The organism is Enterobacter sp. CPE_E890, from assembly GCF_046521475.1.
GTDB classification, from domain to species: Bacteria; Pseudomonadota; Gammaproteobacteria; order Enterobacterales; family Enterobacteriaceae; genus Enterobacter; species Enterobacter adelaidei.
In genome coordinates, this window is sequence record NZ_JBKFZW010000002.1 from 1 (window position 1) to 11972 (window position 11972).

Below are 11972 nucleotides of genomic sequence, written 5' to 3' on the forward strand. Positions count from 1 at the left end.
ATGACGAGCGAAAATAACAGCTTACTTCTGAACCTTCAGGAGGTTGATAAGACAACCGGTGAAGTTGTTAAGCTGGATGTCAACAGCACCAGTACCGTGCAGCCAGTAGCGCTCATGAGACTCGGTCTCTTCGTCCCAACTCTGAAATCAACAGGGAAGAGCAAGGCGAACCGGAAAAACGTTACAGACGCGACTGAGGAGCTTGTACAGCTGTCCATTGCCAAAAGCGAAGGATACACTGACGTTAAGATCACCGGTTCGCGTCTTGATATGGACACGGATTTTAAAGTCTGGCTGGGGATAATTCGCTCCATGTCGGAGTATGGGGTAAAAAGTGACACCCTGGAACTGTCGTTCGTCGAATTCGTTAAGATGTGCGGATTTGACTCCCGTCGTTCAAACAAAAAAATGCGCGATCGCATCAGTAATTCCCTGTTTAAACTCGCCTCGGTTACGCTGAAGTTCCAGAGCGAGACCAAAGGATGGACCACACATCTGGTGCAGTCAGCCTATTATGACATCAACGAGGATATCGTTGAGATCAAGGCTGAACCTAAGCTGTTTGAGCTTTACCACATGGACAGAAGGGTACTGCTGCGGCTGAAAGCCATTGACGCCCTGCAGCGCAAGGAATCAGCCCAGGCGCTTTATACCTACATCGAAAGTCTTCCCCAGAATCCTGCACCTATTTCCATGAAACGGATGCGTGACCGGCTGAATCTCACCTCAAATGTCTATACGCAGAACCACACGGTACGTAAGGCGATGGAGCAGCTGCGGGATATTGGTTATCTGGATTACACTGAGTTTAAACGTGGCCGAGCCACCTATTTCAGCGTGCATTATCGCAACCCCAAACTCATCAGTGGTCCTGTGAAGGTTCCGCGCAAAGAGGAAGAAGAGAAGGCGCCAGAGCAAAATTATGACGAAGTCATTAAGGCGCTGAAGGCTGCTGGCATCGATCCCCTTAAACTGGCCGAAGCTCTCTCAGCGATGAAGCCAGAAAATTGACTGCGATATGCATAACATGACTGCCGGATGCCGCTAAGGACATTCCATTGACTGTGATATGCATCACGCATACCGCAGTCAATATGTGTTCTCCATCATGTCTGCCATGATCGAACAATATTGACTGTCATATGTGATTTCAGGCCGTGATACGCAGATATTGACTACGGTATGCGGGTTTAACGGCGATATTCCCAGGTCTGTGCACTGCTCCACACGTGTTAACATGCCACAGTCAATTTTTCAGTAAAGCTCTATACCCCTTACGAAAATCTCAATCGGATGCTGAGACGGTCATGTTACCTGACGGTATCCGTTCCCCTGTGTATTGCAGGTTTAGCCCGGCAGGATGAGACTGCAGCTGTCTGTATAACCCGGCGCCAGCTTCACACTGCTAAATGCGAACAGGAGACCGATGGCAGAAGGGAGTGAGCCACAGGGGTGAATGACTTTCGCAATTAACGGGATGATTCACTGAGCTTTCAGGAAACAATACACTGTGGGATGTACGGCCTGTGTCCTGTCTTGTCTGCGGTATGTCGATGCCTGCAGGCTTGCAGGTCACCGTGCAAGACCACGGCTGTTCAGTCATCCGAATGATGTCCTGGTGTGCTGGAGCAGGGAGGGGCACTGAATGCGCTCTGCTCCTGTATTTCGTATTAGCGGAATACAGGACGTCATGCCAGGGCCGTCAATCTCAGCCGGCCGGGGGCAGGGAGCGAAGGATCTCCGCGGCATCTCGCCCATCACCGGTAAAGGGAACGGCCAGGGTGGCAGCCATGTCCAGCGCAAATACCCGGGTATAGACTTCCATCGAGCGCGGATCCTTATGCCCGGCCAGTGCCTGGATGACCTTCCTGGGCTGCCGGTGATAAAGCATGTGCATAATATAGCTGTGACGGAAAGTATGCGGCGTCACGGGGATCGAAAAATGCACGCCGTCAGCTTCAGCCCGCTTCACCGCCTGTTTCAGCCAGTTGCGCATTGTCTCATCCGTGACCGGCCATAACGGCTCACGCCGGCGGGGGCGGGTGGTGACCATCCAGCTTTCCATCTGACGCACAAAACTGGCATCCGTCAGCGGTACCAGACGCACTTCATCTTTTGGCGGCCGGCCACGACGTGCCCGCACTTTTTCCGACAGCACCCGAACAAAAGGGCGCAGACCATCCAGGTCGAACGATTCCGGGGTGAGCGTCCGGGCTTCACCGATACGGATCCCGGTATTCCACATGGTGGCGAACAACATGTGGTGACGCTGGTCAGGCATATACCAGAGGAGGGCGCTCACTTCCGGCGCCAGGAGGTAAGCCGGCGTGGCACCTGTTGAGGTGGCCATCCGCCGGAGTGCCACCGCGGTCGCAAAATCAACGCCCGGGGCGATCGGCAGCAGGGAGACGCGTTCTGGTGAATTCTGCAAGGGAATGATGCTGTTCATGAGTTATTTTTCACGTAGCGCACGCACTGTTTATGGATACAGGTATTTTGCACCTGACGGGCCGATCCTGCCATGACAATAAATCGCAGCGCGCGGATCCTTTTGTTGTCTTATCCCGCATTATTGCGGGTAAAACCAAATACGTAAAGGATCCTTTTTCTGCTCAGATCCTCCATGAAGCCAGTAATGACGCGGGTTGATGGCTGTTTTACGGTTTTTGGGAGAATTGGAGTAATGCCAGGATGTACATGTTAGGCAGGAAAAAGAAGAGAAGAGAGCGCTACGCGATTTCCGGCCTGGTACACCCGGCTTTGTTGAATAAATCAGATTTCGGGTAAGTCTCCCCGTAGCGGGTTGTGTTTTCAGGCAATACGCACGCTTTCAGGCATACCTGCTTTCGTCATTTTGTTCAGCGCTCGTACCAGGGCCATAGCCTCCGCAACCTGACCATCGTAGTCACGCAGCGTCAGTGAACCCCCGAACAGCTGTTTTACCCGGTACATCGCCGTTTCCGCTATCGAGCGACGGTTGTAATCTGTTGTCCATTTCCACCGCGCATTACTCCCGGTCATTCGCTGATTAGCCACTGCACGGTTACGGTCTGCATATTCACCGGGCCAGTAACCCGCACCTTTTCGGGGAGGGATAAGCGCGCTGATTTTCTTACGCCGCAGTTCATCGTGACATAGCCGGGTATCGTAAGCGCCATCGGCGGCGGCTGACCTGATTTTCCGGTGGGTTTGCCGGATTAACCCGGGGAAGGCCTCTGAGTCCGTCACATTGTTCAGCGACAGGTCAGCGCAGATGATTTCATGTGTTTTACTGTCAACGGCGAGATGCAGCTTACGCCAGATACGGCGGCGTTCCTGGCCATGCTTTTTGACTTTCCACTCGCCTTCACCGAAGACCTTCAGCCCGGTGGAATCAATTACCAGGTGTGCGGTTTCACCCCGGGTGGGCGTTTTGAAACTGACATTAACCGACTTTGCCCGCCTGCTGACACAGCTGTAATCCGGGCAGCGTAGCGGAACGTTCATCAGAGAAAAAATGGAATCAATAAAAAGCCCTGCGCAGCGCGCAGGGGTCAGCCTGAATACGCGTTTAATGACCAGCACAGTAGTGATGGCAAGGTCAGAATAGCGCTGAGGTCTGCCTCGTGAAGAAGGTGTTGCTGACTCATACCAGGCCTGAATAGCTTCATCATCCAGCCAGAAAGTTATGGAGCCACGGTTGATGAGGGCTTTATTGTAGGTGGGCCAGTTGGTGATTTTGAACTTTTGCTTTGCCACGGAACGGTCTGCGTTGTCGGGAAGATACGTGATCTGATCCTTCAACTCAGCAAAAGTTCGATTTATTCAACAAAGCCTGTCCGGCCTGAGCATCAGTGATTATCTTAAGCAGAACGGCACGGGCCATAACGCCTGAAAGAAATTTGCGTTATTTGTAAAATTAAATACTAGGGACGCCTCAGGATATAAAAAACTAATGACGAAACAGGAATGGATTTTACGACTACGGCGCTGTACATCGAAGGAAACCCTGGAAAGGGTAATAGAAAAAAATAAATATTCTCTGTCAGATGATGAGCTTGAGCATTTCAATGCCGCGGTTGATCACCGGCTGGCGGAGATGACGATGGGAAAGTTGTATGACCGGGTACCGCCAGGTGTCTGGAAATTTGTGAAATAGAACAGGTGACCTTATGAGTTACGGCTGGCTCTTCGAAAATTCGGATGATGACATTTCGGGTTATAATCATATCAATCTGGAACACCTCCCTCCGGAGCTAAAACAGGTTGCTCTCCAGATAGTACAAAATCAGTTTGATCGTGATACTGCAGAGAAAAAACTGGCAGAATTAATCCAGCAACTCGAGTTTGATATAACTGCAGCAGAACTGTCAGCATATCTTTTTAAACCGGGCCATGCCTGACGGCTAACCCGGTAGCGATAATAGTGGAGACCGACGGAGGGCTTCACTTTGGCCGCGGGATCAGCGTCCTGCGGATGGTTTCCATCAGAAGTTGATAGTGCACAGACGGGCTTTTATCCAGCCGCAGACCGTTCTTCCAGCATTCATCCGAAAATTGTTCCGCTTCATTACAGGTACGATCTTCAGGCTGCCGGCTCTCAAGCCAGCGAGTCTGTACTTCTTAATCTGTTCTGTTCATTAACTTAGTCCTTGCCTCGTTAGGGGATGACATCCCTGATTGTGCTGTCATGACACGACAAACACATCAACTTATGTTACGAAATCTATTCAAGTAACTGATATTTAACATAAAACGCATTATCGGTACTTTGAAGTGTATAGCATTTGCTATACGTTCGTGTTGTGTTATTCTTGTATATCAATTGCTATACAAGAGAGGTGTGTATGAAATCAGATGTTCAACTCAACCTAAGAGCTAAAGAGTCTCAGAGAGCACTCATCGATGCTGCTGCAGAGATCCTTCATAAATCGCGAACCGACTTTATCCTGGAGATGGCCTGCAAGGCTGCGGAGAATGTGATCCTTGATCGCCGTGTTTTCAATTTTAACGACGAACAGTATGCAGAGTTCATCGATATGCTCGATGCACCAGTCGAGGATGAGCCCGCCATTAATAAACTACTGGCAAGGAAACCTCAGTGGGACGTATAACCACGCCCGAGCCGTTATCCAGCTCTCATCAGCTGGCTGAGTTCGTCAGTGGAGAGACAGTCCTCGATGAATGGCTAAAACAGAGAGGTTTAAAAAATCAAGCTCTTGGCGCTGCCCGAACGTTCGTTGTTTGCAAGACGGGTACGAAGCAAGTAGCTGGTTTTTACTCTTTGGCCACCGGTAGCGTTAACCATACGGAAGCGACAGGTAGTCTTCGGCGTAACATGCCAGATCCTATACCGGTGATTATACTCGCTCGCCTGGCGGTAGATGTCTCATTGCACGGAAAAGGGGTTGGCGCCGATTTACTCCACGATGCAGTGCTACGGTGTTATCGCGTAGCTGAGAACATTGGGGTTCGTGCGATAATGGTTCATGCGCTTACTGAAGAAGCCAAAGGTTTCTATGCTCACCATGGATTTAAGGCATCACAAACTCATGAGAGGACTCTGTTTCTAAAGCTTCCATGACTGGTTGCTGGAATGGGAAAGTAGCTGGTTACCTTCTTAACATATTGATTTTTATGTTATTTGTTTTAATATTTAACATAATCTTTGTTATGCGCACCAAGATTGTAATGGCTCAATAGTAATGTCCGCCTGTGGCTCAATTCAGATGTCCGCGCTATGGTAAGCTTCACTGGTCCGTTTAAACTACCGGGAGGCATATCATGAGCGCAGAAAGCTCAGGAGTGTTTACTTTGAAAGAGATCAACCGGATCAAGATTATACAGGACGTCATTGAACGTCGCATCACAACGCGCCGTGCGGCCGAGCACCTCGGTATCAGCGACAGGCAATGCCGCAGACTTCTTGCCCGTTACCGTGAAGGCGGACCGCTTGGTATGGCCAGCAGACGATGTGGCATGCGTGGTAACCGCCAGTTGCCACCCGGGCTCGCAGATCAGGCTCTGGAACTGATCAAGACGCGTTATGCTGATTTCGGTCCGACTCTGGCGCGTGAAAAGCTCGAAGAACTCCACGGACTGTTTCTTGGCAAAGAAACTGTCCGGCGCATCATGGTGCGGGCTGGCTTATGGGTTCCCCGTAAACAACGTGCCGCAAGGATCCCTCAACCACGGTACCGGCGTCCGTGTACTGGTGAGCTGATACAAATAGATGGCTGTGATCACGACTGGTTTGAAGGCCGTGGCCCGGCCTGCACCGCGCTGGTCTATGTTGATGATGCAACCAGCAAACTGATGGAACTGTTGTTTGTTAAATCGGAGTCCACGTTTTCTTACTTCGAAGCCACGCGGCGCTATATCGATAAGCATGGTAAACCGCTGGCACTGTACAGCGATAAAGCCGGTGTTTTTCGTGTTAACAATAAACACGCCACAGGCGGAGACGGGCATACTCAGTTTGGGCGAGCCATGCATGAACTGAACATCCAGACTATCTGTGCAGAAACCAGTCCCGCCAAAGGGCGTGTAGAACGAGCTCACCTCACTTTACAGGATCGTCTGGTCAAAGAGCTGCGGTTACAGGGCATTTGTTCAATGGAGGCTGCAAATGACTTCGCTGAGGCCTATATGGCTGACTATAACCGCCGTTTTGGCAAAGTACCGCGACATGATTTTGACGTACACCGTGCTGTAGAACATGATGAGGACCTGGGGCTTATTTTCACTGTTCGTGAAAAACGTAAAGTCTCAAAATCGTTGACGATACAATATGATAAAATGTTGTACCTGATTGAAGACAGCGAACTGAGTCGCCGTGCAATAGGTAAATATATCGATGTGTATCACTATCCTGATGGCAGAAAAGAGCTGCGCCTGAACGGTACGCTACTTCCCTACTCTACCTACGACCGACTGTCAGAAATCGACCAGGGCGCGATTGTCGATAACAAGCGTCTTGGCCGAACCCTGGAGTTTATCAGTCTGGTGCAGAGCAAGCGGGATAACACGCGCTCTCAGTCAATTCCCGCTGGAGATGGCCCTTCCCGACGACGGCCAAAGCAGGAAGGGAAGAAATCCCAGCGCTCACTGGATAATGATGACATGCTCGAAGCACTCAAACAGCTTCAGTCACGTTCAGAGGACATTTTTGGTAAAAGAGCCCGCTGATGGTACTCACTGGCCGGACAGTGGTTGCTCACCAGTTGATATTGTCCGGCCAGACCCATGATGTATTATTCATTTCGTTCAGCATCTTTATGTCCTGCTTTTCACGGGCATACTTACCCCATAATGAATGAAAAGAACGAACAATACTGATTAACTGCTTTTTTCTTTGCTCCGGAGATAGGCTGATAAAATAGCAGCACCTGCTGTCAATATTATCCTCAATGAAATTAAAATCAGAGTCTGATGCATATTTTACTGTTAGCATAATATCATTCGACGTTGTTCTCTCAGACTCTGTTAATGCTGATTCTATCAGGTATTCAAAGGCATACATGACAGACAGCTGGTTTTTGTCTGTCTGAATATAACCCATTGAGTTTCTGAGTATTGAGGACTGTACCAGGACCAGAGGCCATAAAAGCTCAACACCATAAAGCTTATATGTATCATGTTGATCATACTGATGTTGCTCAACACGACGATTACCTTCCCGTGCTTTACGAATATCATAGGCAAGGGATAACATAAATCCGTCTTTAACTTTAATCAGTGGGCTTTCATCCACGATGTAATGAATGAGTTCATGTAATTCATTCAGGGCTTCTGAATCTCCCCACAGTATAAAACCTGCATTGTTCGGCGTTAACTCGTATCGAAGCATGGGCTCAATCATCCTGTTGTTTCAGTCGGAGGAAAGTCTATCAGTAAAGAGAATGAGAGATCAAAGTGGTCATTTTAATTGAGCTGGATAACGGACATTTCAATTGAGCCTTGACAAAGATTGTCAGCACAAAGCGTTATTGTCGTCTCAGCACAATTCACACGCGTCGTGTACGCTAAGCCTTCATTTTGCTCAGCACAGGACCGCGATCTTATGTTGGTGACTATGACAGACAAAGAACTTTACCGGCTTGGCATCATTCAGCGAGTATTTGACCGGGCTTTGCTTCAGCGCGACGCAGCAGACATACTTAAGCTCAGTGTTCGTCAGGTGCAGCGTCTTGTGCGTCTGTACCGGACAGATGGCGCAACCGCATTTGCATCTTCCCGCCGTGGACGTCCTGCAAACAACCGGATCGATGAAGAAACACGCTGTAAAGCCCTGGATTTGATCCGGTGCCACTATTCAGATTTTGGCCCAACGCTCGCAACCGAAAAACTGGCTGAACGCCATCATATATATCTCTCCGTTGAAACCATCCGTAACTGGATGACAGCCGACGGTCTCTGGCGTCCTCATTCCCGCCGGCGAACCCGGGTTTACCAGCCGCGCTATCGTCGCGACTGTTTCGGCGAACTGGTTCAGATCGATGGCTCTCACCATGACTGGTTCGAAGGAAGAGCCCCAAAATGCTGTCTTCTGGTCTTCATGGATGACGCCACAGGTCGCCTGATGCACCTGCGATTCTGTGATTCAGAAAACGCGTTTGACTACATGATGGCTACCCGGCAATACATTGATAAACATGGTAAACCTGTCGCATTTTACAGCGACAAGCATGCGGTGTTCAGGGTCAGCGGACCCGAGAGCCGACGTACCGGCACAACCCAGTTCGGACGGGCTCTCCGGGAACTGGCGATCGAATTGATTTGTGCCAACAGCAGCCAGGCAAAAGGTCGCGTGGAACGGGTAAATAAAACGCTCCAGGATCGACTGATTAAAGAGATGCGCCTGCAGAACATCAGCTCGGTTGCTGAAGCCAATCAGTGGATTGAACATTTCATGTCTGATTTTAACCGTCGTTTCTCCCGGCCGGCAAAATACCCTAAAGATCTGCACCGTGCGGTCACACAGAGTCCACTGGAGCTGAATGATATCTTCGCCTGGCAGGAGCTACGGACCTTATCGAAAGCACTGACTTTTCAGTATGATAAAGTCATGTATATCATTGAACCCACCGAACAAAATACGCGCATAGCAGGTGAAAAAATTACCGTTTATGATTACCCTGACGGAAGCATTACTTTCCGGCATCAGCACCGGCCACTGGGTTATAAGATTTTCGATAAACTGACCTGCGTTGATCAGGGGGCGGTTGTTGATAACAAACGACTGGGTGCCGTTCTGAGGCTGGCACAGCAGAAACAGGACGAGCTGGAGGCTGAAGGAAAGCGAATGCGCAGTACAAAAATGCCCCGCAGGCGCGCTCAGGAGCGTGCACTGGAAGAGCTCAGGGCGATCAACCCGGTGCTGGCCAGTCCGCAGGATTTTATCCCCAGCCTGAAGCGATGAGCCCTTCCCTCACCTGTGGATCTGATATGGCCGACAGATGAGAGAAAAATGGACGACAACAAACCAGTGCTCCTGACACTTCACGAAGCGCTACGCCTGGATTTGATTGAAGCCTATATGGCGCGGGAAATCACGCTGGCAGAAGTGGCAGAGTCCATGGAGCTCACCCGTCGTCAGTGCTCCCGCCTGATTAAGCGCTATCGCGAGCTGGGGCCAGCCGGTCTGGTCAGCCGGCGCCGTGGAAAGCCCGGCAATCATCAGTTAAACACCACCATCAGAGATCAGGCACTGCAGCTTATTCGCTCACGCGGCCGGGGTATGAATCCGTCAGCCATCTGGCGAATTCTGACCACAGAATACGGTGTCCGGATTTCAAAAGAGACCGTACGTAAACTGATGATAGCCGAGAAAACCTGGCAACCACGTTCTTCCTCCAAAGCCTGACTCAACCTTAAAAAGGCATTGTCCAGACTCTCCACTGACGTCAGGTCAGCTTTGTTTTCAGCACGACATTTCAACATTGGCTAGACATACAGTGTAACAGCTAAATTGAGATGTCCGTCTCTGACCAAATAGACATGTCCGCGCTACAGTCTCGCCACCGCGATCGCTGCTTTCAAAGGATGAGACTCATGACGGCATACGGAACGGAGTTTTTCTCGATGAACGATGTAAACCGACTCAGGATCCTGCAGGACGTTATCGACCGGCGTCTTACCACGCGTCTTGCAGCAACCCGACTTGAGATCTCTGACAGGCACTGCCGCCGGCTACTCGAGCGCTATCGTGAACACGGACCGCTATCGCGGGTTAACCGCCGACGTGGTCAGCCTAGTAACCGACAGTTGATGCCTGGCCTCGCTGAGCGTGCGCTGCGCATCATTCGCGAACGTTACGCCGACTTTGGCCCGACATTGGCCTGCGAAAAGCTTGCTGAGATTCATGACCTTTATCTTGCTAAAGAGACTGTACGTAAGCTTATGACCCGGGATGGTTTATGGATCCCTCGTAAGTTACGGCCACCTCGTGTGCATCAGCCACGCCCACGTCGGGCCTGCACCGGCGAACTCATCCAGATTGATGGCAGTGAACATCGCTGGTTCGAGGACCGTGGTCCGGCCTGCACGCTGCTCGTTTACGTTGATGATGCAACAAGTCGGTTGATGCAGCTTCTGTTCGTCAGTTCGGAGTCCACGTTCACCTATTTTGAAGCCACCCGGGGATATCTGGAGCGCTACGGTAAGCCTCTGGCATTCTACAGCGACAAAGCCAGCGTCTTCAGGATCAACAACAAGCAGGCCACCGGCGGAGATGGCCAGACTCAGTTTGGTCGTGCCATGAACGAGCTGAATATCACTGGTATCTGTGCCAACACCAGTTCAGCCAAGGGGCGTGTTGAACGGGCTCATCTGACATTACAGGACCGCCTGGTCAAGGAACTGCGGCTCCGCGGTATCAGCACACCTGAGGCTGCAAACGCCTTTGCTGATGAGTTCATGGAAGATTACAACCGTCGGTTTGCAAAGCCGCCACGTCACGATTTTGACGTACATCGCCAGCTGGATAATGGCGAAAACCTGCAGGCGACATTCACCTGGCGCGAGCAGCGTAAGGTCTCGAAAAACCTGACATTACAGTATGATAAAAAGCTTTATCTGCTTGAAGATAATGAAGAAAACCGGCGTTTTCAGGGGAAGTACATCGAGGTATGGCAATACCCGGATGGTGACATTGAGCTCCGGGCCAGCGGCACTTCCCTGCCCTTTACCACTTACGACCGACTGGGAGAACTGGACCAGGGCGCCATCATCGACAACAAGCGTCTGGGACGTGCCCTGGAAATGATAAAGCTGGTTCAGGACAAACGGGACAACACCCGCTCACAGGCCCTGCCATCACTGGACGGCCAGACCTCACGCAGAAAGAAACAACCCGGCAAGAAATCACAACGAAGTCTGGACCATAACGACATGCTGGAAGCCCTGCAGCAACTTCAGACCCGGAGTAAAGACATCTTCGGCAAAGGCTGAAACATAACCTACATGCGGACATTTCAATTTAGATTGATGTTCAGGATAAACGCGATAACAACCGTTCACAGGCGATCCCTGCCGGTGATGGCTCTTTGCGGCGGCGCAGAAAACCAACAGAGAAATAATCGCAGCGCTCACTGAACGGCGACGACATGTTAGATGCGTTGAAGACATTGCAGTCACGTTCTGAGAAAAGTTCCAATGTTTAACGAGCGATTAAAAAATATATTAAATCATTATTCTCTCATTTCTCTGTTGCAATACTGACCTCCCAGGGCCTGTGTAATTCTGTCACCAAATAGTATCGTCAGACTACGATCATAGTAAATGGTTTCACCAGTGATAGATTCATGCTTTAATATTATCCCATAGCCATATCTTTCAAGCATATTCATACCCACCCTTGCCAAATTGTAAGAATAATTTATTCCCCAAATGGAACCATTTCTTCCTTCAAAAAACTCCGCTCTGTAATATCTTTTTAGAAATTCATAGTGTGCGTCTTCACTAAACATACCCCCTCCCGCTACAGAATTTAC

General features: G+C 50.2%; 13 protein-coding genes and 1 pseudogene. 10 read left to right on the forward strand and 4 right to left on the reverse strand.

The genetic code is table 11. From position 1 onward, the window contains the following. Complete coding sequence (locus tag ACLHV9_RS24545; protein ID WP_000200070.1) at positions 1-1011, forward strand: RepB family plasmid replication initiator protein; 1011 nt, start codon at positions 1-3, stop codon at positions 1009-1011. A gap of 697 nt (positions 1012-1708) precedes the next feature. Here ACLHV9_RS24545 and ACLHV9_RS24550 read toward each other — a convergent pair. Both ACLHV9_RS24550 and ACLHV9_RS24555 read right to left on the reverse strand, forming a co-directional pair. Then, complete coding sequence (locus ACLHV9_RS24550) at positions 1709-2449, reverse strand: tyrosine-type recombinase/integrase (protein ID WP_001515717.1); 741 nt, start codon at positions 2447-2449, stop codon at positions 1709-1711. A gap of 362 nt (positions 2450-2811) precedes the next feature. Then, positions 2812-3783, reverse strand: coding sequence for an IS5 family transposase (locus ACLHV9_RS24555; protein ID WP_410397566.1), 972 nt, complete (start codon positions 3781-3783; stop codon positions 2812-2814). Positions 3784-3934: 151 nt separating this feature from the next. Between ACLHV9_RS24555 and ACLHV9_RS24560 the strand changes: the two genes are divergently transcribed. From ACLHV9_RS24560 to ACLHV9_RS24580, 5 genes are all read left to right on the forward strand, one after another. After that, positions 3935-4138, forward strand: coding sequence for an HHA domain-containing protein (locus ACLHV9_RS24560; RefSeq protein ID WP_004213596.1), 204 nt, complete (start codon positions 3935-3937; stop codon positions 4136-4138). A gap of 13 nt (positions 4139-4151) precedes the next feature. Continuing rightward, positions 4152-4382 carry a hypothetical protein gene (locus tag ACLHV9_RS24565; protein WP_023307222.1) on the forward strand — a complete coding sequence of 77 codons (231 nt, stop codon included), beginning with the start codon at positions 4152-4154 and terminating at the stop codon, positions 4380-4382. Between the two features lie 444 nt (positions 4383-4826). Then, a complete protein-coding gene (locus tag ACLHV9_RS24570) occupies positions 4827-5093 on the forward strand; it encodes a DUF1778 domain-containing protein (RefSeq protein ID WP_003026799.1) in 267 nt (88 codons plus the stop codon). Continuing rightward, positions 5081-5563 (forward strand): GNAT family N-acetyltransferase, encoded by a 483-nt coding sequence (locus tag ACLHV9_RS24575; protein ID WP_003026803.1) that lies wholly within the window; start codon positions 5081-5083, stop codon positions 5561-5563. Before ACLHV9_RS24570 ends, ACLHV9_RS24575 begins: the two co-directional genes overlap by 13 nt. A gap of 200 nt (positions 5564-5763) precedes the next feature. Further along, positions 5764-7167, forward strand: coding sequence for an ISNCY-like element ISKpn21 family transposase (locus tag ACLHV9_RS24580; protein WP_001567368.1), 1404 nt, complete (start codon positions 5764-5766; stop codon positions 7165-7167). Positions 7168-7195: 28 nt separating this feature from the next. Here ACLHV9_RS24580 and ACLHV9_RS24585 read toward each other — a convergent pair whose 3' ends face one another. Next, positions 7196-7828: a DUF6904 family protein gene (locus ACLHV9_RS24585; protein WP_001567369.1), complete on the reverse strand. Its 633-nt coding sequence runs from the start codon at positions 7826-7828 to the stop codon at positions 7196-7198. Positions 7829-8053: 225 nt separating this feature from the next. On the opposite strand from ACLHV9_RS24585, the gene ACLHV9_RS24590 reads away from it, so the two are divergent. From ACLHV9_RS24590 to ACLHV9_RS24605, 4 genes and pseudogenes are all read left to right on the forward strand, one after another. After that, on the forward strand, positions 8054-9400 hold the full coding sequence (locus ACLHV9_RS24590) for an ISNCY family transposase (protein ID WP_077253535.1): 1347 nt from the start codon (positions 8054-8056) through the stop codon (positions 9398-9400). A gap of 48 nt (positions 9401-9448) precedes the next feature. Then, positions 9449-9844, forward strand: coding sequence for a helix-turn-helix domain-containing protein (locus ACLHV9_RS24595; protein WP_004143398.1), 396 nt, complete (start codon positions 9449-9451; stop codon positions 9842-9844). A gap of 188 nt (positions 9845-10032) precedes the next feature. Continuing rightward, positions 10033-11430 carry an ISNCY family transposase gene (locus ACLHV9_RS24600; RefSeq protein WP_009653207.1) on the forward strand — a complete coding sequence of 466 codons (1398 nt, stop codon included), beginning with the start codon at positions 10033-10035 and terminating at the stop codon, positions 11428-11430. A 38-nt stretch (positions 11431-11468) separates the two neighbouring features. Continuing rightward, a pseudogene (locus ACLHV9_RS24605) lies at positions 11469-11642 on the forward strand (ISNCY family transposase); the annotation flags it as partial. Positions 11643-11669: 27 nt separating this feature from the next. Here ACLHV9_RS24605 and ACLHV9_RS24610 read toward each other — a convergent pair. Then, positions 11670-11948, reverse strand: a complete 279-nt coding sequence (locus ACLHV9_RS24610) for a hypothetical protein (RefSeq protein ID WP_004197671.1) — start codon at positions 11946-11948, stop codon at positions 11670-11672. Positions 11949-11972: the final 24 nt, after the last annotated feature.